Annotated in this window: 17 protein-coding genes and 1 pseudogene; 9 read left to right on the top strand and 9 right to left on the bottom strand. The window is 71.2% G+C overall.

The annotated features are described in order from the left end of the window. Nucleotides 1-120: 120 nt before the first annotated feature. The 3 genes from C4B68_RS23690 to C4B68_RS23680 all read right to left on the bottom strand — a co-directional run bounded on the left by C4B68_RS23690 (nt 121) and on the right by C4B68_RS23680 (nt 4,601). Nucleotides 121-1,602 (bottom strand): serine/threonine-protein kinase, encoded by a 1,482-nt coding sequence (locus tag C4B68_RS23690; protein WP_257217313.1) that lies wholly within the window; start codon nt 1,600-1,602, stop codon nt 121-123. A 38-nt stretch (nt 1,603-1,640) separates the two neighbouring features. After that, the gene (locus tag C4B68_RS23685; RefSeq protein ID WP_099501795.1) at nt 1,641-2,273 is read right to left on the bottom strand and encodes a hypothetical protein; all 633 of its coding nucleotides are present in this window, start codon (nt 2,271-2,273) and stop codon (nt 1,641-1,643) included. 297 nt (nt 2,274-2,570) lie between these two features. Continuing rightward, the gene (locus tag C4B68_RS23680) at nt 2,571-4,601 is read right to left on the bottom strand and encodes an N-6 DNA methylase (protein WP_099501797.1); all 2,031 of its coding nucleotides are present in this window, start codon (nt 4,599-4,601) and stop codon (nt 2,571-2,573) included. Between the two features lie 218 nt (nt 4,602-4,819). Here C4B68_RS23680 and C4B68_RS23675 point away from each other — a divergent pair, with 218 nt between their 5' ends. Together C4B68_RS23675 and C4B68_RS23670 are read left to right on the top strand one after the other, a co-directional pair. Continuing rightward, on the top strand, nt 4,820-5,293 hold the full coding sequence (locus C4B68_RS23675) for a hypothetical protein (RefSeq protein ID WP_099501799.1): 474 nt from the start codon (nt 4,820-4,822) through the stop codon (nt 5,291-5,293). A 114-nt stretch (nt 5,294-5,407) separates the two neighbouring features. After that, nucleotides 5,408-6,157, top strand: a complete 750-nt coding sequence (locus tag C4B68_RS23670) for a hypothetical protein (RefSeq protein WP_099501801.1) — start codon at nt 5,408-5,410, stop codon at nt 6,155-6,157. A 52-nt stretch (nt 6,158-6,209) separates the two neighbouring features. Here the strand turns inward: C4B68_RS23670 and C4B68_RS23665 are convergent, their stop codons facing one another. Together C4B68_RS23665 and C4B68_RS23660 are read right to left on the bottom strand one after the other, a co-directional pair. After that, nucleotides 6,210-6,977 (bottom strand): GNAT family N-acetyltransferase, encoded by a 768-nt coding sequence (locus tag C4B68_RS23665; RefSeq protein ID WP_099501943.1) that lies wholly within the window; start codon nt 6,975-6,977, stop codon nt 6,210-6,212. 179 nt (nt 6,978-7,156) lie between these two features. Further along, nucleotides 7,157-7,879: an HNH endonuclease family protein gene (locus C4B68_RS23660; RefSeq protein ID WP_373682221.1), complete on the bottom strand. Its 723-nt coding sequence runs from the start codon at nt 7,877-7,879 to the stop codon at nt 7,157-7,159. Between the two features lie 164 nt (nt 7,880-8,043). Here C4B68_RS23660 and C4B68_RS23655 point away from each other — a divergent pair, with 164 nt between their 5' ends. Together C4B68_RS23655 and C4B68_RS23650 are read left to right on the top strand one after the other, a co-directional pair. Next, nucleotides 8,044-8,235, top strand: a complete 192-nt coding sequence (locus tag C4B68_RS23655; RefSeq protein ID WP_099501804.1) for an Rv0909 family putative TA system antitoxin — start codon at nt 8,044-8,046, stop codon at nt 8,233-8,235. Nucleotides 8,236-8,360: 125 nt separating this feature from the next. Then, nucleotides 8,361-8,612 carry a TetR-like C-terminal domain-containing protein gene (locus C4B68_RS23650; protein ID WP_373682217.1) on the top strand — a complete coding sequence of 84 codons (252 nt, stop codon included), beginning with the start codon at nt 8,361-8,363 and terminating at the stop codon, nt 8,610-8,612. 88 nt (nt 8,613-8,700) lie between these two features. Here C4B68_RS23650 and mfd read toward each other — a convergent pair whose 3' ends face one another. Then, a complete protein-coding gene (gene mfd, locus C4B68_RS23645; protein WP_099501806.1) occupies nt 8,701-12,231 on the bottom strand; it encodes a transcription-repair coupling factor in 3,531 nt (1,176 codons plus the stop codon). A 359-nt stretch (nt 12,232-12,590) separates the two neighbouring features. Between mfd and C4B68_RS23640 the strand changes: the two genes are divergently transcribed. Next, on the top strand, nt 12,591-14,081 hold the full coding sequence (locus C4B68_RS23640) for a DUF2079 domain-containing protein (protein ID WP_099501808.1): 1,491 nt from the start codon (nt 12,591-12,593) through the stop codon (nt 14,079-14,081). 122 nt (nt 14,082-14,203) lie between these two features. On the opposite strand, the gene C4B68_RS23635 is transcribed toward C4B68_RS23640, so the two are convergent. Next, nucleotides 14,204-16,768 carry an ABC transporter permease gene (locus C4B68_RS23635; protein ID WP_099501809.1) on the bottom strand — a complete coding sequence of 855 codons (2,565 nt, stop codon included), beginning with the start codon at nt 16,766-16,768 and terminating at the stop codon, nt 14,204-14,206. Next, the gene (locus tag C4B68_RS23630; protein ID WP_099501811.1) at nt 16,765-17,553 is read right to left on the bottom strand and encodes an ABC transporter ATP-binding protein; all 789 of its coding nucleotides are present in this window, start codon (nt 17,551-17,553) and stop codon (nt 16,765-16,767) included. Before C4B68_RS23630 ends, C4B68_RS23635 begins: the two co-directional genes overlap by 4 nt. 383 nt (nt 17,554-17,936) lie before the next feature. On the opposite strand from C4B68_RS23630, the gene C4B68_RS23625 reads away from it, so the two are divergent. From C4B68_RS23625 to C4B68_RS23610, 4 genes and pseudogenes are all read left to right on the top strand, one after another. Next, the gene (locus tag C4B68_RS23625) at nt 17,937-19,460 is read left to right on the top strand and encodes an MFS transporter (RefSeq protein WP_240634448.1); all 1,524 of its coding nucleotides are present in this window, start codon (nt 17,937-17,939) and stop codon (nt 19,458-19,460) included. Nucleotides 19,461-19,514: 54 nt separating this feature from the next. Then, nucleotides 19,515-19,787: pseudogene (locus tag C4B68_RS23620) on the top strand (transposase family protein); the annotation flags it as partial. A gap of 518 nt (nt 19,788-20,305) precedes the next feature. Next, on the top strand, nt 20,306-20,791 hold the full coding sequence (locus C4B68_RS23615) for a DUF485 domain-containing protein (protein ID WP_099501815.1): 486 nt from the start codon (nt 20,306-20,308) through the stop codon (nt 20,789-20,791). Continuing rightward, complete coding sequence (locus C4B68_RS23610; RefSeq protein ID WP_099501817.1) at nt 20,788-22,419, top strand: sodium/solute symporter; 1,632 nt, start codon at nt 20,788-20,790, stop codon at nt 22,417-22,419. Before C4B68_RS23615 ends, C4B68_RS23610 begins: the two co-directional genes overlap by 4 nt. A gap of 219 nt (nt 22,420-22,638) precedes the next feature. Here the strand turns inward: C4B68_RS23610 and C4B68_RS23605 are convergent, their stop codons facing one another. Further along, a complete protein-coding gene (locus C4B68_RS23605; protein WP_099501819.1) occupies nt 22,639-23,526 on the bottom strand; it encodes a coiled-coil domain-containing protein in 888 nt (295 codons plus the stop codon). Nucleotides 23,527-23,652: the final 126 nt, after the last annotated feature.

Raw genomic sequence — 23,652 nt, 5'->3', positions numbered from 1 at the left:
ATGGACGCGAAGCCCACGAGCGCGAAACCCATGGACGCCAAGCCCACGAGCGCGAAACCCATGGACGCCAAGCCCACGAGCGCGAAACCCATGGGCGCACGCCCCGCGCACTCCCCCCGGTCAGCCCCGCACCTGTCCCAGCCATTGCAGCGTCCGCCGGATCTCCGTCGCCATCGGGTGCCCGGGGCCGCGCAGTCGTTCCACGTCGTGCAGCAGCCGGGCCAGCGTGTCATGGGCGGCGCCGCGGTCGCCGAGGGCGAGCAGCAAGTGGCCTATGCGGCGGCGGACTTCGAGGGAGATCTCGGGGTCTCCGGCGACGTACTGGTTCTCGTAGTACGGCAGCAGCGCGCGGTACTCCGCGAGCGCCGCGGCGGGTTCGCCGAGCTGCTCCAGGCACTGGGCGGCGTCGTAGCGGAAGCGCAGGGACTGCGGGTCGGCCTGGCCGGCCTCGGCGGCGCGTTCGTCGGCGAGACGGCGCAGTTCGGGCAGCGCGCGCCGGTACTGTCCGTCGTCCATGAGCGTGGCCGCGTACTGCTTGCGCAGCGTGCGTACAACGGGCGAGTGGTCCCCGTGCTCGGCGGCGGCCGCCGGGAGGATCGAACCGAGGATGTCGACGGCCTGCGTGATGCGCCCCTCGCCGAGCAGTCGCTTGACCTCGTCGACGGCGCCCGCGACATCGGCCTTCTCCACGGCGGGCACGGCCTGCGGCTGGGGGGCCGGCGTACGCGCCCGGTCCGGCCACGGGGCGTGCGGACGCAGGAAGGGGCGCGTGGGGTCCAAGGGTGCGCCCGTGGGCATGCCGCGCGCCGGCAGCAGCGGGAGCAGTTGCTCGTACGTCTCCTGCGCGGACGCGGGCCGGTGCTGCGGATCCTTGGAGAGCAGCCGCAGGACGAGGCTCTCCAGCGCGGGCGGCACCTCGGGGCGCAGTCGGCGCACCGGGAGCGGCGGCTCGTAGAGGTGGCGGTGCAGCACGCCGAGCGCCGTCGAGCCGGAGAACGGCACGTCTCCGCTGAGCAGTTCATGCAGCAGTACGCCCAGTGCGTACAGGTCGGTGTACGGGCCGACCGCGCCGCCCATCGCCTGCTCGGGAGCCATGTAGGCGGGGCTGCCGATGGGGGAGCCGGTGTGGGTCAGGCGCGTGGTGTCGGTATCCATCACGGAGGCGACGCCCAGGTCGAGGACGGTGACCGTGCCGTCCTGCTTGACCATCACGTTCCGCGGTTTCAGGTCGCGGTGGATGATCGGGACGGCGTGCACGGCGCTCAGTACGGCGCACAGTTGCGCGGCGACCGCGACCGCCCACTGCCATGGGTACGGGTCGTGTTCGGCGAGGTGGTCGGAGAGGTCGGCCCCGTCGACGTACTGCATGACGAGGAACAGTTCCTCGCCCTCGCTGCCCGCGTCATGGACCGTGACCAGGCCGGGGTGGTCGACCTGCGCGGTGACCCGGCACTCGCGCACGAAGCGGCGGCGCAGCTCATCGGCCTCCTGGCCCGCGACCTTGTCGGGGCGCAGCAGCTTGACCGCGACACGCCGGTCGAGGCGCTGGTCGTAGGCCGTCCAGACCTGGCCCATGCCGCCCTGTCCGATCAGCGTGGACAGTTCGTAGCGATTCGCTACCACGCGGCCCGTCGCCACGCTCACCTGCCGTCCCTGCCGTTGTCGTGAGGACCGTCGTGATGACCGTCGTGATGACCGTCGTTCTTGCGGAGATAGTCACTGAGCTCGTCGAGCTCGGCGCGCACCTGGTCGATCCGGGCGGGCGCGGGCCGCTGCGGGGGCGGCGGAACGGGGGCGTGAGGAGCGGGGGTGTGGGGCACGGGAGCGGGCGGGGGTGTCACCGGCGTCTGGGGGAGCGTGGCCGCGTACGGCGACGGGGGCTGCGGGTAGCCGTAGTTCATGGCCGGGGGCGGCAGATAGCGGGTGGGGTACAGCTGGTGGTAGTGGCGTATGTCCGCGTACAGGAAGTGGCCGACACAGGCCACGAGGTTCAGCAGCAGGATGATCATGCCCACGTTGCCGTTCGGGCTGCTGAAGTCGTCGGTGTGGTCGGTGCTGAGGAAGGCGAAGCTGGTGCCGAGGACCGCGAGCGATGCCACGAAGATCCACCAGTCGGCGGGCCGGCGGGTCACGATCGCCGCCCTGAGCGGCGCCACCCATGCCAGGAATCCGATGCTGAGGATCGGCACTGCCACGAAGATCACGCGCAGCACGACCAACACCCCGGTCGAGGGTCGCTGCGGCGGAGGCGGCGCGTAGCCGTGGCCGTGCATGGCTGCTCCTGGAGGCCTGATGGGGACGGACGTACGAGTTCGGAGTCCGAGCGTATAGGCCGACAAGGACAACTGGTCCCGGGTTGTACCGAACCGTTGTCGTGCTGATCACTTCGCTCGCCCCGGAAGGCTGCGGAAGCCCTCAGAGGAGGCTCCCGTTCCGTCAGTCCTGCGCGACCGCCCGCCCGTCAGTCCTGCGCGACCGCCCGCCCGTCAGTCCGGCGCGCCCGCCCGTCAGTCCGGCGCGACCGCCCGTCAGTCCGGCGCGACCGCCCGTCAGTCCGGCGCGACCGTCCGTCAGTCCGGCGCGACCGTCCCGTCCGTCAGCCCGTCGTACATCCCGCGCACGAGCTGCTCGCCGAGCCGCCCCGCGCGCCGGAGCGCGTCCTCGAACTCCGCCAGCGCGCGGAAGCGTGCGCCGTAGCGGCGCTGCTCGTCGAGCGCCAGCCGGGGCAACTGCAGGCGGCGGACGTCCAGCCGGGTGGCGGTGGACGCGTAGCTGCTGGCCTGGCGGTTGTTGGCGGTGCCGCGCAGGAAACCGGCCAGGAACCACGGGTCGAGGGCGGCGGGATCGGGGCGCAGGAGCGTGAGGTTGCGCCCCAGGGCGGCGCCCGCGGTGTTCTCGTCGACCACGCGCGCGGTGGAGCCGCCGCCGAGCACGGGGACGACGACATCGCCGGTCTCGACCAGGACGGCTTCCTCCTCCCCTTCGGGGAGGGTCCCGGACGGCTCGGTTCCGGCGAGCACGTCGTGGTCGGTGAGTACCGGCATGCGCGCGGGGGCCCCATGTCCGCCCGTACGGAGCAACAGTGCGCCTCCCCGCGCGAGTTCACCCACGGTGATCAGCGGCCAGCGCGTGGGCTGCGCGCGCTGGACCTCGGGAGGCGTGAGGTCGCCGGTCAGGCGCAGCGTGTCGCCGAGCCGCTCGCGCACGCTCGCGAGCTGCTCGCTGCCGCCCCCCGCGGCGGACGGCGGCAGATGGCGGGCGGGGGCCAGATCGACGTCGTCGTCGAGGAGTTCGATGACGGGGACGGCACGGCTGAACCCCGGCTCCTCCCGCGCGCTCCCGGTGCGCTCGAAGGGCCGCCAGGCGTCGAGGACCGCGGTGCGCACGGCCTGCCAGTCGAGGCCGCCCCGGCTGTCGGTGTCGAGCGCACCGGCGTCGATGAGCAACAACTCCGGCTGCGCGGGCGCCTTCTCGGGACGGCGCAGCACCCACACGTGCAGCGGGATGTTGTACGGGGGCGCCGCGCCGACCGGCAGGGCGATCACGGCGCGCAGGGCACCGCGGCGCAACAGGTCGGCGCGGATACGCCGGCCGGAACGGCGGGAGGCGGCGGCCGGGGGCATCAGCATGACCGCGGTGCCGCCGTCCTTGAGGTGGGCCAAAGCGTGCTGCACCCACGCCAGCTCGGACTCCGTGCGGGCCGGGAAGCCGTACTCCCAGCGGGCGTCGTAGGCGAGTTCGTCGTGGCCCCAGTTGCGCTCGTTGAACGGCGGGTGGCACACGACGACGTCGGCTTCGAACGTGGGGTACGCGTCGGCGCGCAGGGTGTCCCCGGCGGCGGTGCGGATGGCGGCCTTGCTCTGGAGGGCGAGCCGCAGCCCGGAAAGGGCCGCCAGTTCGGGCGCGCTGTCCTGGCCGTACAGCTCCTGGTCCGGCCTGGGCGCCACCGCCCGCAGGAGCGCGCCGGTACCGCACGCGGGATCGAGCGCCGTGCCCGCCGGTCCCGCGAGTTCGGCCATCAGCGCGGCGAGGTCGCCCGGGGTGAGCGTGTACTGGCGCGGGTTGTTGTCGAGGTACCGCCCCAGCAGGAACTCGTACGTCTGCCGCGCGCCCAGCTCGGCGGCGAGCTCGGCGGCGCCGCGCAGGAGCGGGGCGGAGGGGAGGAGTTGGGGGCCGGTCGGGGTGTTCACGGCGCGCTCGCGGGGCGCGCCGAAACGGGGAGTGATCACCTGGTCGAGCGCGGCGGGCAGCAGGGCGGCCATTCGTTCGTCGGAGCCCGCGCTCAACTCCAGCCAGTCGGTGGGGCGGTCGTGGATGAGCAGAAGGGCGCAGCCGGCGTGCACGAGGGCGGTGACGGGGCCCTCGGGGTGTCCGGCGAGCTGCTGCCAGACGCGTTCGCGCAGCGGGACCTCGGCGAGTTTGCCCTGGTCGCGCAGCCATGTCTCTACTTCGGCGAGCGCGAAGGAGGGACTGGTCTCGGTGCCGCCGACCGGCTTGGGGAAGTCGGCGTGGCGGCGGCGCCAGTTGCTGACGGCGGCGCGGCCGACTCCAGCGAGCCGCGCGATCCCGGCAGCGGTCACCTCTGTCGCGTTGTCCTGCACCGACCGGCTCCCCTCGTCCCTGACCTGTGACGCCTTGTGGCGCCGTCCTGGCCTGTGACGTCGAGCATACCGACGTACGCAAGATCTAACGCTTCACAGTCGTGTACAGAATCTTTCTTGTGAACCGTGTTGACTCGGTTCACACGCTCTGCTGTTATTGACCCATCGAACGGGCAGCTGCCAGAAAGAGGCGGTCGCCGCTTTGGGAGGGGACAGTCATGGGCATGAAGGCCAAGGTCGCGCTGGGCGCCGTGGTGGGGATCGCCGTCATCGGCGCGGTGTCGGCCAACGCCGGTAACGGCGAGGACGGCAAGGGGTCCGGCGGACAGCAGAGCTCCGCCAGAGCCGACGAGTCGGGTGGGAACGCGAAGTCCGAGGCGAAGCCCGCCGAGGACAAGGCCCCCGAAAAGGCCTCCCAGGCCGAGCAGTTCAAGGCCTTCGTGAACAAGAACGGCACGCCGAAGGAGAAGGCCGCCGTCGCCCACGTCACCAAGGTCCAGGGCGCCGACGAACAGAACGACATTCTCGACGCCGCCGACGTCTACACCGACTTCACCGGCGGCATCATGGGCGAGGGGACGGCCCCGGCCAAGCTCATCGCGTCCGCCTTCGCCGACTGGAAGGACAGCGAGAACGGCCTCGTCACGGTCTACGACGCCGACGGCGAGCTGCTCGGCAACGGCAACTTCTGATCCACGTACACCTCACCGCGCACCGCGCACCGCGCACCGCTCACCGCTCGCCGCGCACCACGCACCGCGCACCTCACCTCACCTCACCGCTCACCAAAATCCTGGGGAACCCTCATGCGTCGCACCGCACTTGCCGCTCTCTGCCTCGCCGCCGCGGCCACCGCGGGCCTCACCGGCTGTCTTCCCGACGAGAACAAGGCGGACAGCAAGCCGAAGGGGCCCTTCGCCGGGCTGACCGGGGGCGAGATCGCCGACCGCACCGTGAAGGCCACCACGGGCGCCGCCTCGCTCCGGATGAAGGGCGACATCCCCGACGAGGAGGCCGGCGGCATCATCAGCGTCGACCTGGCCCTCAACAAGAAGGGCGAGTGCGCCGGCACGATGAGCATGTCCGGCGAGGGCAAGGCCGACCTCATCAAGACCGGCGACACCATGTACCTGAAGTACGACGAGGCGTTCCTGCGCGCCCAGGGCAAGGGCGAGGACCCGGCCGAGATCGACGGGGTCGTGGAACTGCTGGCCGACAAGTGGACCAAGATGTCCGCCACCGGCGCCGACGCCAAGGACATCGCGAGTTTCTGCGACCTCGACACCGTGCTCGGCGGCGCGGACGACGTGAACTCCGATGCCACCCGCGGCAAGACCACCACGGTCGACGGCACGCCGGCGATCATCCTGCACGAGAAGGAGGGCAAGGACCGCTACACCCTCTACGTCGCCACCGAGGGCAAGCCCTACCTGCTGCGGGTCGACAGCACCGCCGCCGCGGACCCGGACACGATCACCTTCAGCGAGTACGACAAGCCGGTCCCGGCCAAGGCCCCCACCGGCAAAGTCCTCGACCTGGACGAGCTGGGGAGCTGACCACTCACCGGTCGCAAGCCACAACTCACCGGTCACAAGCCATACGTCGAGCTCAAAGGGTGTGCCGCACCCACACATTGGGCTCGACGTATACGGCGTATCCGCGCCCCGGTTCGCAGTGCACCGGCACCAGCGCGCCGGGCACCTCGACAAGGCCCTCCGTGTCGAAGGGCAGCCCCGTCCAGCCGCGCCACTCCTCCAGCGAGGCGGACACCGTCATGGACGCCGGCGCCACCGCCTCGATGACGCCGCCCGCCCGGACGTGGACGCGCAGCCACGGGTCGTGCGGCAGCCCGTCGGCGCGCTCCCGGAAGGCGTACTCCTCCATCGGCGTGCGCGGTTCCAGGTGCTTGGCGCTGGGGCGGACGGGGGCGACAACCTCGTCGAAGCCGCGCGCCCTGGCGTTGTCCCGCATCGCGGAGAGCATCCGGGCCGACAGGCCGGTGCCCTGGGCGCGCGGGGCGACGACGATCGAGATGGCGCTCACCGTGTCGGGCGATGTCCCGCGGCGCCGGTCGGCGAACGCCCAGCACAGCACCTCGTCCCAGCCCCGCGCGGGCAGTTCACCCCGGACCTCGACCCCGCCCGCGCTCTCATCCGTGGGCGCGAGCGCGAACGGCACGCTGTACGCATGGGCGACCACATGTCCTTGCTCGTCCTCGGCGAACAGCACGTACTCCGGAAGCTCGGTGGCGATCCGGCCGTAGTGCGTGTCCCCCACCGGATCGTGGAGCAGGAACTCCGGCCAGCTGTTGGCCATCCGGACCACCTGCCCCAGCATCTCGGGACGCTCGGCGAGACTCGACACCATCAGCAACATGTCGGACACGGTAGGCGCCGACTCGGCCGGGGTGAAACGGTTTGAACGCGCGGGACCACACGACGTCCGGCGGCCGGCATCCGACGGCCGGGGGCTGGCGTCCGACGGCCGGGGGGCCGGCGTCCGGCGGCCGGCGTCCGGCGGCCGGCGGCCGGCGTCCGGCCGAGGCCCGTCGCCCGCTACGGCGCCTCGAACCGCTCCGGCGCCCGCGTCGGGCTACCACCCGAGGGAAGCTTCTGACCGGGGCAGCCGGAGAGCACCTTCTTCATGGCCGCCTTCTCGGAGGCGGTGACCCACAGCTCGTACTTCTTCTTCACGGCGACCTGCGCGGCGACATACGTACAGCGGTACGCCATGTTGGGCGGGAGCCAGGTCGCCGTGTCGCCGTCGCCCTTGCTGCGGTTGGCGCTGGCGCCGACGGCACGGAGGTTGAGCGAATCGTTGGCCAGGGCTATCCGCTTGCTCGGGTCCCAGTACTTGGCGCCCTTCTGCCAGGCGTCCGAGAGCGCGACGATGTGATCGATGTCCACCAGGCTGCGCCCGCGCGTGAACGTCACGTCCTTACTGCCGTACGGGTCCGGGGAAAGCAGCCCGGAAACGACCTTGCACTTCCCGTCGCCGAACTTCACCTCCTTCAGGTCCCGCTTGAGGATGTCGTCGCGAGTCCCACACCGGTTCGAGTCCGTGTCGGCCCAGGCCGAGCCGAACCGTTCCCGGCTGTAGCCCGTCTTGGGCGCGCGGCCCTTGACGGTCAGCGAGTCCACGGCGGCGAGGGCGGCGCCGCCGGCCGCCGTCTCCTCCGGGCCCGCGGAACCGGTGGTCCCCTTCGTGCAGCCACTGACACCGGCGCCGACGGCGAACAGCACCAGCGCGGCCGCGGCCGCCCCACCCCTCCGACGCAGCACGGCGCCCTCCCCTTGCCTCCCCGGGTCCGCCCTGTACGGGCGCGTTTCCCCAGGTACCCACGGTAGCGGCCGGGGACCCTCGGTCATACCCGCATCCAACGGGCAATCGGCGCACGCCGGGCGTATCGTCGGTGGTGAGTCATCTCCGGAAGGAGCTCTGGATGGGCATCTTCGACAAATTCAAGGGCCACGGGCAGCACAAGGCCAAGAACGTGTCCGACACAGCGGAGCGGCAAGTCAACGAGAAGACGGGCGACAAGTACACGGACAAGGTCGACGACGCGCAGCAGAGGACCGAACGCGCGACGGGCGTGGACCGGCCCGACCGGCCCGAGCGCCCCGACCAGCCGTAAGCGACCTGCCCAGCTTGCCCGACCAGCCGTAAACCGGAGACGCACGGAGGCGAGGCCTGCGCCCAGCCGAATCACCCTGAATCAGAGGCCGTCCGCGGAAAACCAGGTTCCGCGGGCGGTTTCCCTTGTCGAACAGCCCTGGGCCCCTCTCCCGAACCCTCGCGGGGGAGCGCCTGCGCGCCGCGGTCGCCGCCGTACCGGCCGAGGGCCGCGGCCCCGGCCCCCGCCTCGCCGGGGTCGCGGCCTGGTCCCTCGCCCACGGCATCGCCACGCTGCTCCTCAGCCACAACCTGGACGACCCAGTGGGCGACCAGGACCCCGCCGAGGTCTTCCGCGCGCTGAGGGAAATGCTGTTCCAGTCCGGATCGGCTTCGTGAAGCGCATCCCTGGCGGCCCGGCCCGGAGTGCCGGGCTTTCGCCGCGATGCAGGCTCACGCGGGGCGCTGCTGCTCCTCGGAGAGCACTTCAAGACCCCAGAACCGAAGCCAAGAACTCCCCGGTCCACCCCAGCAACTCCCGCCCGATCAAAGGCTTCCCGCCCACCTTCGCGGTCTTCGGGCGCGGTACCAGCACCTGGTGCACGGCCGGCTTGATGACAGTCCCCGGGTACAGCCGCTTGAGGCGCAGCTCCTGCGACTCCCGCAACTCCACCGGCGCGAAGCGGATGTTGTTCCCCTGAAGCACGATCTCGCCGACGCCGCACGCGCGCGCGAGCATGCGCAGGCCCGCCACGAGGAGCAGGTTCTCCACCGGTTCGGGCAACTTGCCGTAACGGTCGACGAGTTCTTCGCGTACGGACTTGATGTCCTCCTCCGTGTTGGCGGAGGCGATGGAACGGTAGGCCTGCAACCTGAGCCGCTCGCCCGGGGCGTAGTCGTGCGGGACGTGCGCGTCGACCGGCACCTCGATCTTGACCTCCAGCGGCGGCTCCTCCTCGACACCGCCCTCCAGCGAGGCGCGGTAGTCCGCGACCGCCTCGCCGACCATCCGCACGTACAGGTCGAAGCCGACGCCCGCGATGTGGCCGGACTGCTCGCCGCCCAGGAGATTTCCGGCTCCCCGGATCTCCAGGTCCTTCATCGCCACGTACATGCCCGCGCCCATCTCCGTGTGCTGGGCGATCGTCGCGAGGCGTTCGTGCGCGGTCTCCGTCAGCGGCTTCTCCGGCGGGTACAGGAAGTACGCGTATCCGCGCTCACGCCCGCGCCCGACCCGGCCGCGCAGCTGGTGCAGCTGCGAGAGGCCGAAGTTGTCGCCGCGCTCCACGATCAGGGTGTTGGCATTGGAGATGTCGATGCCGGACTCCACGATCGTCGTCGACACCAGCACGTCGTACCGCTTCTCCCAGAAGTCGACGACCACCTGTTCCAGGGACTGTTCCGACATCTGGCCGTGGGCGGTGGCGATCCGCGCCTCGGGGACGATCTCGCGCAGCCGCGCCGCCGCCCGGTCGATCGACTCCACCCGGTTGTGGATGTAGAAGACCTGGCCCTCGCGCAGCAGTTCACGGCGGATGGCCGCGCCGATCTGCTTCTCCTCGTACGGGCCGACGAAGGTGAGCACCGGGTGGCGCTCCTCGGGCGGGGTGGTGATCGTCGACATCTCGCGGATGCCGGTCACCGCCATCTCCAGGGTGCGCGGGATGGGTGTCGCAGACATCGTCAGCACGTCCACGTTCGCGCGCAGCTTCTTCAGCTGCTCCTTGTGCTCGACGCCGAACCGCTGCTCCTCGTCGACGATGACCAGGCCCAGGTCCTTGAACTTCGTCTCCGACGAGAACAGCCGGTGCGTGCCGATGACCAGGTCGACCGAGCCCTCCCGCAGCCCCTCCAGGACCGCCTTCGCCTCCGTGTCCGTCTGGAAGCGGGACAGGGCCCTTACGTTCACCGGGAATTGCGAGTAGCGCTCGGAGAACGTGCCGAAGTGCTGCTGCACCAGGAGGGTCGTGGGCACCAGCACGGCCACCTGCTTGCCGTCCTGTACCGCCTTGAAGGCCGCGCGGACCGCGATCTCCGTCTTGCCGTAGCCGACGTCGCCGCAGATCAGGCGGTCCATGGGGACCGTCTTCTCCATGTCGTCCTTGACTTCGGCGATCGTCGTCAGCTGATCGGGGGTCTCCGCGTACGGGAACGCGTCCTCCAGCTCGCGCTGCCACGGGGTGTCCGAGCCGAAGGCGTGTCCGGGCGCCGCCATACGGGCGCTGTACAGCTTGATCAGGTCCGCCGCGATCTCCTTGACGGCCTTCTTGGCGCGCGCCTTGGTCTTCGTCCAGTCGGCGCCGCCCAGGCGGTGCAGGGTCGGGGCCTCTCCGCCCACGTACTTGGTGATCTGCTCCAGTTGGTCGGTGGGGATGTAGAGGCGGTCGCCGGGCTGGCCGCGCTTGGCGGGGGCGTACTCCACCACCAGGTACTCGCGGGTCGCGCCCTGGACCGTGCGCTGCACCATCTCGATGTAGCGGCCGACGCCGTGCTGCTCGTGCACGATGTAGTCGCCGGTCTCCAGCGTCAGGGGGTCGATCGTCTTGCGGCGGCGGGCCGGCATCCGGGCGCCGTCCTTGCCGGCCGCCTTCTGGCCGGAGAGGTCGGTCTCGGTCAGGACGGCCAGCTTCAGGGACGTATCGACGAATCCGTAGTCGATCGAGCCGCACGCGACCTGGACGACGGACGGGCTCAGGGACGCGAGATCCGTTTCGAGGCGCGCCGCGATGCCCTCGCCGCCCAGCACCTCGACCGTACGGGCCGCGGGGCCGTGGGCCTCGGTGACGTACACCGTGCGCCAGCCGTCGGCCAGCCAGCCCTTGGTGTCGGCGAGCGCTCTGGCGGTGTCGCCACGGTAGCTCTCGGGGGCGTGCATGCCCAGCTTGAGGGTGTCCGCGTCCAGCTCCTCGTCGGCGGCGAACGGCGAGACGGACCACCACATCATGTCCAGCTCGCGCGCCCGGTCCCGTACATCCGCGATGGACCACAGGGAAGCGGCGTCCACGTCGATGGGGGCCTCGCCACCCCCGGCGGTCGCCGCCCACGACGCCTGCAGGAACTCCCGCGACGTCGCCACCAGGTCCGTGGCCCGCGTCCGCACCCGCTCCGGATCGCATACGACGGCCATCGAGCCCTTGGGCAGGACGTCGAGCAGCAGCTCCATGTCGTCGACCAGGACCGGAGCCAGGGATTCCATGCCCTCCACGGCGATGCCCTCGGCGATCTTGCCGAGCAGCTCGCCCAGCTCCGGGTGCTCCTCGGCCAGCCGGGCCGCCCGCTGTCGTACGTCGTCCGTGAGCAGCAGCTCGCGGCAGGGCGGCGCCCACAGGCCGTGCTCGGCGACCTCGAGGGAGCGCTGGTCGGCGACCTTGAAGTAACGGATCTCCTCGACGTCGTCGCCCCAGAACTCCACGCGGAGCGGGTGCTCCTCGGTGGGCGGGAAGACGTCCAGGATGCCGCCGCGGACCGCGAACTCGCCGCGCTTCTCGACGAGCTCGACCCGGGAGTACGCGGCTGCCGCGAGCGCCTCCACGATCTCGCCCAGGTCGGCGGTCTGGCCCGTGCGCAGCGCCACCGGTTCCAGGTCGCCCAGGCCCTTGACCTGCGGCTGGAGTACGGAGCGGACCGGGGCGACGACGACGGAGACCGGGCCGGTCTCCGGGTCGTCCAGGCGCGGATGTGCCAGGCGCCGCAGGACGGCGAGGCGGCGGCCCACGGTGTCGCTGCGCGGGGACAGCCGCTCGTGCGGGAGCGTCTCCCAGGAGGGGTACTCGACGATGCCCTCCGGCGGGAGGAGGGACCTCAGCGCGGCGGCCAGGTCCTCGGCCTCACGGCCCGTCGCCGTCACCGCGAGGACGGGGCGGCCGGTCTCGCGGGCCAGGGCCGCCACCGCGAAGGGGCGGGCCGCGGGCGGGCCGACGAGGTCGACATGCATCCGGTTGCCGTCGGTGGCGGCCTTCACCGCTTCCGCGAGAGCGGCGTCCTTGACGACGGCGTCGAGCAGACCGTGCAGGCTCATGAAGGGCTTCCATCCCGGGGAGTGGGCAACGCGAACCGCCCGACACGTTTTACGGGCCGGGGGCCTCCAGCGTACGACGGCGCGCTCTCGTCCGTCGGGCCCGGCGGAATGCGGGCGCCCCTGGGGGCTCCGCCCCCAGACCCCCCGTATCGGCCTGGACGGCCTCGTCCTCAAACGCCGGACGGGCTGAAACCCTGCCCCCGGCCGAGTCCGAGGCGGAGCCCTGAACCTGGCTGGAACCCTGCCCCTGGCCGAGTCCGGGGCGGAACCCTGGAAGATGGGACGGGCAGGGGCGGGGGCGAAACACCCACCCGCGTGCACCCCCGCGCCGCCCAGCCGTCCGCCGCCCAAGGACCCCCGTGCCCGACGCACTCGCCGCCCAGCCCGACCCCACCACCGTCCCCTCGATACCCGCGCCGGTCACGCCCGCGCCCACCCATGACGGGCGCCCCGACGGGCCCGACGAGCGGCCCCCTGGCAGGCCCCGTGACCGGCGTCCCCGCGACCGCGCCCCCCAGATCCTGGCGGCTCTCCTGTTCGTCGCGTACGCGAGTCTCTCCCTCTCCCGCTACCGGCATCTCGCGACGAAATCCTGGGACCTCGGCATCTTCGAGCAGGCGGTCCGCGCGTACGCCCGCCTCCAGGCCCCGATCGCCGACCTCAAGGGCCCCGGCACCCACATCCTCGGCGACCACTTCAGCCCCGTCACCGCCCTCCTCGCGCCCGTCTACCGGCTCTTCCCCACGCCCGTCACGCTCCTCGTCACGCAGGCCGCGCTGCTGGCGCTGTCGGCCGTGCCGGTCACCCGTGCCGCGGCCGGGCTGCTCGGGCACCGCCGGGGACTCGCGCTCGGGGTCGCGTACGGGCTGTCGTGGGGCATCCAGCGCGCCGTCGACTTCGACTTCCACGAGATCTGCTTCGCCGTGCCCCTCATCGCCTTCGCGCTCGAAGCCGTACTGGCGCGGCGATGGCGGCGGGCCCTGCTCTGGGCGCTGCCCCTGGTGCTGGTCAAGGAGGACCTCGGGCTGACGGTGGCCGCGATCGGGCTGGTCGTCGCGGTGCGCGCCCGGCGCTCGTCCCGGCGTGCGGCGTGGTGCGGGCTCGCCGTCGCGGTCTTCGGCGTCGTGGCCGCGGCGGTCACCCTCACCCTGGTGATACCGGCCTTCAACTCCGCGGACAGCTACGTCTATTGGGACAAGCTCGGCGAGTCGGGCGGCAGCCCGTTCGACGGCATCGGCACCAAACTCCGCACCCTCGCCTGGCTGTTGGTCCCCACCACCGGCCTGCTCGCCCTGCGCTCCCCGCTCCTCCTGGTCGCCCTGCCGACCCTCGGCTGGCGGTTCGTCTCCTCCGACCAGCACTACTGGGGTACGGACTGGCACTACAGCGCGGTCCTGATGCCGGTCGTCACGCTCGCCCTGGCCGACGCGCTGTCCCGCGCCCGCTACAGCACGCGCCCGTGGCTGCGTTCGTACGCGTTCCACCTCCCCACCGCCGTCGTCGCGGCCTCGCTCGCGCTGACGACCTCGCTCCCGCTGTCCCAGCTGACCGAGCCCGACGCCTATCGCAAACCCGCGCGCGTGGCGGCCGTCGAGCGGATGCTGAACCTCATTCCGGACGGCGCGAGCGTCGAGGCGAACACGGGCCCGAGCAGCCGGCTCACCTCACGCTGCCGGGTCTTCTGGGTCGGCTCCACCCGCGGCGTCACACCGGACTTCATCGCCGTGGACAACACCTCGCGCTCGATCCGAGACGTCAGGGCGTACGCACGCCAGCTGCACCCGCGCGCCGAGTACGACGTCACGGGCGCCGCTCAGGGCTACGTACTCCTGAAGCGGCAGCGGCGGTAGATGCCGCTAGGCGACATGCCACAGGCCCGGCCCGAGGAGATCGACTCTCCCCGGACCGGGCCCGTCCCCCGCAACCCCCGTACGCGGTGGCTATGCGCGGGCGGCCATCAGGCGACCACCCGTCAGTCGGTGGCGATCGCGTTCAGCACATTCATCCGGCCCGCCCGGAACGCCGGGATCAGCGCGGCGAACAGGCCCACGAACGCCGACCCGATGAACACCCCGATGATCGTCGGCCAGGGGATGTCGAGGACGCCCAGGCCCTCCAGGGCGAGCAGCTTCTGCGCGGTCGCGCCCCAGCTCATCCCGAGCCCCAGGCCCAGCAGGGCACCGAAGAGGGCGATGACCACCGACTCCATGCGGATCATGCGGCGCAGCTGGCGGCGCGAGAGGCCGATCGCCCGCATGAGGCCGATCTCCCGGGTCCGCTCGACCACCGACAGGGCCAGGGTGTTGATGACACCGAGCACCGCCACGATGATCGCCAGGGCGAGGAGGCCGTAGACCATGTTCAGGAGCTGGCCGACCTGGTCCTTCAGCTCTTCCTTGTAGTCGGTCTGGTCGCGGACCTGGTACTGCGGATACGGCTCCATGGACTTCTTCAGGGCCGCGTACGCCTTCTTCTCCTGGCCCTCCTCGGCCTTGGCGAACATGATCACGTTCGGCGGGATCTTGTCCGCGGGCAGGTACTTCTCCATGGTCGCGATGCTCATGTAGTGCGCGCCCTGGTCGATGGCGGCGGCGTCGTCCGTGATGGCCGCCACCTTGAGCTTCGCCGTGTCGCCGCCCTTGAAGGCGACGGTGATGGAGTCGCCGAGGTGGACGCCGTACTTCTTGGCGTAGTCGGTACCGACGGACATGGCGTCCTCGCCGTAGGCGGCCGAGAGCGTGCCCTGCGTGGTCTCGCGGCGCAGGTCCTGGGCGTACGACGGGTCGGCGGCCGTGACCCCCCAGTCGTTGCTCTTGCCGTTCGGAGCGGTCAGCGTGGCGTCGATCTGCTTGTAGCGCGTGACGTGGTCCAGACCCGGCGTCTGCTGCATCGCCTTCTCGGCCTGCGGCACGATCCGCTGGTTGCCCTGGACGATGAAGTCCGCGCCGACCGACTTGTCGAGCTCGCTGGTGGCCGAGGCGACCATCGAGGAGCCGACCACCGACAGACAGGCGACCAGCGCCAGGCCGATCATCAGCGCCGCGCCCGTGGCACCCGTACGACGCGGGTTGCGCAGGGCGTTGCGCTCCGCCATGCGGCCCACCGGGCCGAAGGCCCGCAGCAGCACGGCGCTGATCACCCGCACGACCCCGCCCGCAAGGAGCGGACCGATAACAACAAAGCCGATCAGGGTCAGAACGATGCCCGCGCCCAGCACCAGCGAGCCGTCGGTCGCCTTCTTCGCGGTGGCCGCCGCGTACAGGGAGGCGGCGCCCGCGCCCGTGAGGACGAGCCCGACGAGGCCTCGCACCAGGCCCGCCTTGCCGTCGGCCGGCGTACCGGCGTCGCGCAGCGCGGCCATCGGGGAGACCTTACCGGCGCGGCGGGCCGGCACGTAGGCGGCCAGGACGGTGACGATGACGCCGAGCACGAGGCCCGCCACCGGGGTGGTCGCCTTCACCGTCAGGTCGGCGGTGGACAGGTTCATGCCCGCCATCGACATCAGCTTCATCAGGCCGACCGCGATGCCGACGCCCGCGCCGACGCCCAGGATCGAGCCGATGACGCCGAGGAAGGTCGCCTCGATCAGTACGGACCGGTTGACCTGCTTGCGGGACGAGCCGATCGCCCGCATCAGGCCGATCTCGCGGGTCCGCTGAGCGACCAGCATCGAGAACGTGTTGATGATCAGGAAGATGCCCACCAGGAACGCGATCCCGGCGAAGCCGAGCATGGCGTACTTGATGACGCTCATGAACTCGCCGACGCCCTCGCGGTTCTCGTCGGCCAGCTCCTTCTGCGTCTGGACCTTGTACGGCCCGTCGAGCGCCTGGGAGACGTCCTGCTTGAGCTGGGCGTGGGTCACGCCGGACTCCGCCGTGAGGTTGAACTGCGTGAACCGGCCGGTGGCGCCGAGCAGTTCGCGCTGTGCGGTGGCGGTGTCGAAGTAGACGACGGTGGCACCGGGGTTGGTCACCTTGAAGGTGGCGACGCCGACGATCTTCGCCTGGAAGTCACCGGTCTGCGCGATGGTGCGCAGCTCGTCGCCCATCTTCAGGTCGTGCTTGTCGGCGGTGTCGGCGTCGACCATCACCTCGGTCGGCCCGCGCGGGGCGTGCCCGGAGGTGATCTCCATCGAACGCAGTTCGTTCCTGGTCCAGTTGCCGGCGATGGTCGGAGCGCCGGTGGTGGAGCCCATGTTCTTGTTGTCGCTGTCGACGAGGGTCACGTTCATCGAACTGACCGCGCCCTCGGCGGACTTGACGCCTTCCACCTTCTGCACCTGCTCCAGCACGGAGGCGGGCAGCGACTCGGGCACGCCGTTCTGCGGCGTCTCGTCGCTCTTGGCGTCCTTCGGCGCGACCGTGACGTCGGACGAGGTGGCGGCGAAGAGCTTGTCGAACGTCGTGTTCATGGTGTCGGCGAACACCAGCGTGCCGCACACGAAGGCCACCGACAGCAGGACCGCGACCGCCGACAGGGCCATCCGACCCTTGTGCGCCAAGAAGTTGCGCATCGAGGTCTTCAGGACGGTCATGACGTACGCCCCCGGGCGTCGAAGTCCTTCATACGGTCGAGGACGGCGTCCGCGGTCGGCCGCTGCATCTCGTCGACGATCCGGCCGTCGGCGAGGTACAGCACACGGTCCGCGTACGAGGCGGCCACCGGGTCGTGCGTGACCATCACGATGGTCTGGCCGAGCTCGTCCACGGAGCGGCGCAGGAAGCCCAGCACCTCGGCGCCCGCACGGGAGTCCAGGTTTCCGGTCGGCTCGTCGCCGAAGATGATCTCGGGGCGGGCGGCCAGCGCGCGGGCCACGGCGACGCGCTGCTGCTGACCGCCGGAGAGCTGGTTCGGGCGGTGCTTGAGCCGTTCGGCGAGCCCGACGGTCTCCACGACCTGGTCCAGCCAGCCCTTGTTCGGCTTACGGCCCGCGATGTCCATCGGCAGCGTGATGTTCTCGATCGCGTTCAGCGTCGGCAGCAGGTTGAACGCCTGGAAGATGAAGCCGATCCGGTCCCGGCGCAGCTGCGTGAGCTTCTTGTCCTTGAGCCCGGTGATCTCGGTCTCGTCCAGGTAGATCTGACCGCTCGTCACGGTGTCGAGCCCGGCGAGGCAGTGCATCAGCGTGGACTTGCCAGACCCCGAGGGGCCCATGATCGCGGTGAACTGGCCCCGCGCGATGTCCACGTCGATCTGGTCCAGGGCGACGACGCGGGTCTCCCCGGAGCCGTACGCCTTGACGACCTGCCGCGCCCGCGCGGCAACGGCCGTACGCCCTCCAGTACCCCCGTGCCTGGGAATGGTCACAGCCGATGTCACGGTATGTCTCCTATGTCGGTCAGCGGATAGGTCGTGTTGGTCAGCGAATGATGCGTGAGAAGCGGTACGTCGATGAGTCTGGCGGCGGGAGGGGGTCCGGCGCGCTGGTGCCCAGCCCCGTCTTTCCCTGGGGAAAACCCCACCCCCCGCGGGTTCGGTACAGCGCCCCCGTCGGCGTAAAGCCAGGTTAAGGACGACCCCGTCCCCGTCTCGTCCTCCGCCGGCACGAACCCACCCCGAGCCCTAGTACGGAGGTACCCCTAGGGGCAGTCCACCCTCCGGTGGAGCGCGCCTCGGGGTTCTCTCCACCCTCGGACTCACCCAGGCTCCACCCTCCCGCGGCGTGAGGGGCAAGTGGGAAGCTGTGCACGGCGGATAGGTGTATGGGGAAGGAATCCGATCCTGTGGGCCGTACGAGACCTGCGATACGCGACACCGCACAGCGCACCGGAACCGACAGACGGGGAGCCGTCGTCGCGGCCCTCATGCTCACGATGGCGCTGGCGGCCCTCGACTCCACCATCATCTCCACCGCCGTACCGCAGATCGTCGGCGACCTCGGCGGCTTCTCCGTGTTCTCCTGGCTGTTCTCGGGCTACCTGCTCGCCGTGACCGTCACGCTGCCGGTATACGGCAAGCTCTCCGACACCTTCGGCCGCAAGCCGGTGCTGATCGCGGGCGCGGCGGTGTTCCTGCTGGGCTCCCTGCTCTGCGCCCTGGCCTGGAACATGGCCGCGCTCATCGCCTTCCGCATCGTGCAGGGCCTGGGCGGCGGTGCCCTCCAGGGCACGGTGCAGACGATCGCCGCCGACCTCTACCCGCTCAAGGAACGCCCCAAGATCCAGGCCAAGCTGTCCACCGTGTGGGCGACTTCGTCGGTCGCCGGTCCCGCACTGGGCGGAGTCCTCGCGGCGTACACCGACTGGCGGTGGATCTTCCTCGTCAACCTGCCGATCGGCGCGCTCGCCCTGTGGCTGATCGCGCGTCACCTGCACGAGCCCGTACGGGAGACGACCCCGCGTCCGCGCATCGACTGGGCGGGCGCCCTCGCCGTCTTCGCCTGCGGCGGCGTCCTGCTCACCGCGCTCGTGCAGGGAGGCGTCGCCTGGGACTGGCTGTCGGCCCCCTCGATCGCCCTGCTCGGTACGGGACTCGCCCTGGTCGCGGTCGTCGTCGCCGTCGAGCGGCGGGCCGCCGAGCCGATCATCCCCGGCTGGGTGTGGCGCCGGCGCACCATCGCCGCGGTGAACCTGGCGCTCGGCGCGCTGGGCCTGGTCATGGTCGCGCCCACGGTCTTCCTGCCCACCTACGCACAGGCCGTCCTGGGCCTGGCCCCCATCGCCGCCGGATTCGTGCTCTCCGTCTGGACCTTGAGCTGGCCGGTGTCGGCGGCACTCAGCCAGCACGTCTACCGGCGCATCGGCTTCCGCAACACCGCGATGCTGGGCATCGGCACGGCGACCCTCCTTCTGCTCGCCTTCCCCTTCCTCCCCTACCCGGGCGAGCCGTGGCAGCCGGCGCTCCTCATGCTGCTCCTCGGCGGCGCCCTCGGCCTGTTCCAACTCCCTCTGCTCATCGGCGTCCAGTCGACCGTCGACTGGGACGAACGCGGCACGACCACCGCGTCCGTCCTCTTCTGCCGCCAGACCGGACAGACCGTGGGCGCGGCCCTGTTCGGCGCGGTCGCCAACGGGGTGCTGGCCGCACGGCTCGGCGGCGCGGGCGACCTCGACTCGGTGACCCGCGCCCTGGACTCGGGCGCCCCCGCCGAACACCTGCGCCACGCGGTCGCCGACGCCGTCCACGCCGTCTACCTGGGCGCGGCCTGCGCCGCCGCACTCTCCTTCCTGGTCGTGCTGTTCGTCGCACCACGCCGCTTCCCGGTGCTGAAGAACACCGGGGAGTGAGGGCACCCCCGCTCAAGGAGGCTCACTTGGCGCCGCCTGGCCATCGGCCCCCGCTGCCGGGCGTTCACCGAATCCGGCGTTGACCGGGCCTGTCGCGGTGCCCCGGTCATCGCCGACGGCGGCTACCGGGGCACCGGTTTGCTCATCCCGCACCGCAGACGGCGAGGCCAACAGCACCTGAGTGCCGAGCAGGAGGCCGAGAACAAGATTCACCGCAAAGCACGCGCCCGCGTCGAGCACGCCCTGTCCCGACTGAAGAACTGGAAGATCCTGCGGGACTGCCGGCCCAAGGACAACGGCGTCCAGCAGGCCACGCTCGGCATCGCGCCCATGGCGCTTGCGCCTGGAGCGGAGCCGCCCTCTCGCCCGAATGCGAGACCGCGGTCGTGGCCGAGGAAATCGCCCGACGTGGTAAGAAATGCCCCACTAGGCGTTGTCTCCTGCTGAACGCCGGACCGCCCGCGCCACCGGCCGGCGACGCGATGGGGGTGCCCCCGCGTGAGCGCATTCGAGCGTGGGGGAGTCGGCAACCGACGACAACGCCGCAGATGGGCGTGCCAAGCCGCGCGTCTGCGGCATGATCCGCCGGACAGGCCCTAGAAGCACCCCTGCCCACGGCGGTCCGTGACGCCGGTTCAGCTCAAGCGGCCCCAACGCGCGGGCCAAAAAACCTGAGTTAACGGGGGTAACACCCGAGGTCAGCGTAGTAAGCGCATACCGACTGGCCAGTTTGGGGAAAACCCTGTCACGCCCCGGTTACGTGCGGGTAGCGTGCGTGACTCACTCACCCCCCCACCTCCCTGCGGTCCGCCGCCACGGACCCGAGCCACGCAAGGAGAACCGGGATGTCCTACGACCCGTTCGCGCCGTACCCCGCTCCACCGCCCGACCCCTCCCCGCCATATCCCTCCCCGCCGTACCCCGCTCCACCGCACGACTCCTCCCCGCCCTACCTCACCTACCCCTGGGCGCCCCGGCCGCCCGAGCCCGAGCCCGAGCGGCGCCGGCAGCCACGCCGTGCCCCGCTCGGGCACCACCGCGACCTGCGGATCCTGCGCACCGCCTACCGCTGGCAGCGGCGCACGGCCACGCTCACCGCACTCGGCTACTTCACCCTCTTCCTCATCCTGTCCGCGTTCGCGCCGTCGCTGATGACGAGCACGGTGTCCGGCGGGCTGTCGACCGGGCTGCTGCTCGGGCTGCTTCAAGTGCCGGTCACCTGCCTGGCGATCTGGCTGTACGAGTACACGGCGCGCCGGCGCGTCGACCCGATCGCGGACCGGATCCGCAAACACGCCGAACTGGACGCGAGGCGGGAGGCGACGCGATGACGGGGTTCAGCAGTTCAGCGCAGACCATGTCGCTGGTGGCGTTCACGACGGTGGCCACGGTCACGCTCCTGCTGTGCGTGATGACCGGCCCCGACCGTGACGACCTTGACGAGTTCTACACGGGGTACGGAACGCTGTCGCCGATGCGCAACGGCCTGGCCATCGCCGGGGACTACATCTCCGCGGCGACCGTGCTCGGCACGGGCGGGGTGATCGCGCTGGCCGGCTACGACGGCGTCGTACTGGCCCTGAGCGGCGCCCTCTCCCTCATGCTGCTGATGTTCCTGCTGGCCGAACCGCTGCGCAACGCGGGCCGGTTCACCATGGGAGACGCGCTCGCGCGAAGAATGCCGGGCCGCGCGGTCCGCATCACCGCGTGCGCGGTGACGCTGATAGCTCTGATGCCGATGATGCTGGTCCAACTGGCCGGTACGGGCGACCTCCTGGCCTTCCTCCTCGGCTTCTCCAGCGACGCCCTCAAGACCGGGTGCATCATCGGGCTCGGCGCGCTGATGATCAGTTACGCGGCGATCGGCGGCATGAAGGGCACCGCCCTCATCCAGATCCTGAAGATCGTGATGCTGCTCGGATCGGGCGCCGTGATCGCCGTACTCATCCTGAACCGCTTCGACTGGAACCCGGGCGCGCTGCTCGACGCGGCGGCGGAGAACAGCGGCGTGGGAGGGGCCTTCCTCCAGTCGGGCCTGCAGTTCGCGGACGGCCCCAACCCCCGCCTGGACATGATCAGTTCACAACTGACCGTCGTCCTCGGCGTGGCCTGCCTCCCCCACGTCACCATGCGCATGTACACGGCGGGCAGTGCCCGGCAGGTGCGCCGCTCGATGTCCTGGGCGGTGTGGTGCGTGGCGGTGTTCGTACTGGTCATCACCGTCGTCGGGTTCGGCGCGACGGCGCTGATCGGGCGCGCGGAGATCGCGGGCGCCGACCCGCAGGGCAACACGGCGTATCTGCTGGGCTCGCGCGCGGCGTTCGGCCCGTCCGTCTCCACGCCCGAGACCCTCCTGTTCACCACGGTCACCACGGCACTGTTCCTGACGCTCCTCGCCTCGGTCGCCGGGATGATCCTGGCCTGCGCCAACTCCCTGGCCCACGACGTGTTCGCGCACGGCGGGCTACTGCGCCGCCGCGCCGGCGCCGAACTGTCGCCGCGCCGCGAGATGCTCCTGGCCCGCGCCTCCGCCCTGGCGGTCGGCGCAACGGCCATCCTCCTGGCCACCCACGTCCAGCACCGCAGCCTGCAACCCCTGGTCACCCTCTCCTTCTGCCTGGGCGCCTCCGCGATAGCGCCCGCACTGGTCTACAGCCTCTTCTGGCGCCGCTACACCCGCACCGGCCTCCTGGCCACCCTCATCGGCGGCACCCTCACGGTCCTGTTGCTGATGCCGGGCACGAATCTCGTCTCCGGCTCCCCCATCTCCGCCTTCCCCGACGCCGACTTCAACTGGTTCCCCTTCACCACCACAGGCCTCGTCTCCATCCCACTGGGCTTCGCCTACGGCTGGCTGGGGACGGTGGCATCCGGGAGGAAGAAGGCGGAGGAGCAGAGGAGGCAGTACGAGGCGGTGGAGGGGTGGATTCTGGCGGGGGCGGTGAGGAAGGAGGACTGAGGGAGACGGGGACGCGAGCGGCATTACGGCACCTCCCAACCACCCGAGACGGGTGGGCGGGCGGGAAACCCGCCGCGGAGCGGCGAAGAGAGGCCCGCGGAGCGGGCGGAGAAACGCCGCGGAGCGGCGAAGCAAGGCGCCCGCGGAGCGGCGAGGAGGCGCAGGCGCCCGCGGAGCGGGCGGAACAGGCGCCGCGGAGCGGCAAGGCACGCCCGGTCACTACTCCGCAGGAGCCCGCCCCGTCAGCGTCGTAAGACTCGACCGTACGTGGTCCATATGGGCCCGTACGTCATCCCACCGCTCCCCGTGCTCACGCAGCACCCGCTCGGTCTCCCGCGCGATCCGGTCCTCCCGCACCCGCGCCTCCGCGAGCACCTCCCCGGCACGCGCCACGGCATCCTCCTGCTGCTGCCGAGCGGCCTCCTCGGCCTCGGTGAAGGCCCGCTTGGCATCGGACAGCGCGGCCTCCGCGCGCGCGACGCGTTCGAGGTGGTGTGCGTCGAGCGCGGCCTCCCGCTCGGCGGCCTCGCGCTCGGCCTCCGCCCAGCGCTCGGCGAACTCCTTCTCCTGCTCGGCGAGCAGCCCTTCCGTGCGCTGCCGCATCTCACGCAGCGCGGCGAGCGCCTCACCGCGGTTCTCCTTGATGTCGCGGCGGGCGGAGATGCGCATCTCGTCGGCCTCGGCGCGGGCGGCGAGGAGCCGCTGCCGGGTGCGTTCCTCGGCGTCGGCGCGCACCTCGTCGGCGTACGCCTGCGCCGCCTCGCGCGCCGCGCGCCCCGCCGCCTCGGCCTCGTCGACGACGCGCTGGGCCTCACGGCGCGCGGTGTCGCGTACGGCCGCGGCCTCCTCCTCGCCGAGTTCGAAGATCCGCCGGGCCCGTTCCCCAAGCGTCTCGTACGTCTGCGGGGCGAGCTGTGCCACGACGTCCCGCAGCCGCTGTGCCTCCGCGTCCATCTCCTTGGCCAGCACGGTCAGCCGGGCGGCCCGCTCCCAGGCGGCGTCGCGGTCCCGCGAGAGCGCCGCGGCGTACGCGTCGACCTGCTCGGGACGGTAACCACGCCCCCGTACGGCCATGAAGCCGTGCGGCGATACCGGTGCGCTGCTCATCCTTGGACCCCTCTCCGCTGCCACAACCGAACGGCGAACCGACGCTGCCGAAATGAAGATTTCGCGCATATCTTGATCGATCACACGGAAGTGTTCATAACGCGACACTCCGCCCACCCATTCGGC

The sequence above is a fragment of the Streptomyces dengpaensis genome, from assembly GCF_002946835.1.
GTDB classification, from domain to species: Bacteria; Actinomycetota; Actinomycetes; order Streptomycetales; family Streptomycetaceae; genus Streptomyces; species Streptomyces dengpaensis.
This window is presented reverse-complemented; position numbering and strand designations above follow the sequence as displayed.

Coding starts and splice junctions, on each gene's coding strand:
- C4B68_RS23665 (WP_099501943.1), bottom strand. CDS start 6,977: ATGTTGCTGATGGTGTCGAGTCTCGCCGAGCGTCCCGAGATGCTGGGG.
- C4B68_RS23610 (WP_099501817.1), top strand. CDS start 20,788: ATGACGGGGTTCAGCAGTTCAGCGCAGACCATGTCGCTGGTGGCGTTC.
- C4B68_RS23605 (WP_099501819.1), bottom strand. CDS start 23,526: ATGAGCAGCGCACCGGTATCGCCGCACGGCTTCATGGCCGTACGGGGG.
- C4B68_RS23625 (WP_240634448.1), top strand. CDS start 17,937: ATGGGGAAGGAATCCGATCCTGTGGGCCGTACGAGACCTGCGATACGC.
- C4B68_RS23675 (WP_099501799.1), top strand. CDS start 4,820: ATGGGCATGAAGGCCAAGGTCGCGCTGGGCGCCGTGGTGGGGATCGCC.
- C4B68_RS23685 (WP_099501795.1), bottom strand. CDS start 2,273: ATGCACGGCCACGGCTACGCGCCGCCTCCGCCGCAGCGACCCTCGACC.
- C4B68_RS23670 (WP_099501801.1), top strand. CDS start 5,408: ATGCGTCGCACCGCACTTGCCGCTCTCTGCCTCGCCGCCGCGGCCACC.
- C4B68_RS23615 (WP_099501815.1), top strand. CDS start 20,306: ATGTCCTACGACCCGTTCGCGCCGTACCCCGCTCCACCGCCCGACCCC.
- mfd (WP_099501806.1), bottom strand. CDS start 12,231: ATGAGCCTGCACGGTCTGCTCGACGCCGTCGTCAAGGACGCCGCTCTC.
- C4B68_RS23635 (WP_099501809.1), bottom strand. CDS start 16,768: ATGACCGTCCTGAAGACCTCGATGCGCAACTTCTTGGCGCACAAGGGT.
- C4B68_RS23655 (WP_099501804.1), top strand. CDS start 8,044: ATGGGCATCTTCGACAAATTCAAGGGCCACGGGCAGCACAAGGCCAAG.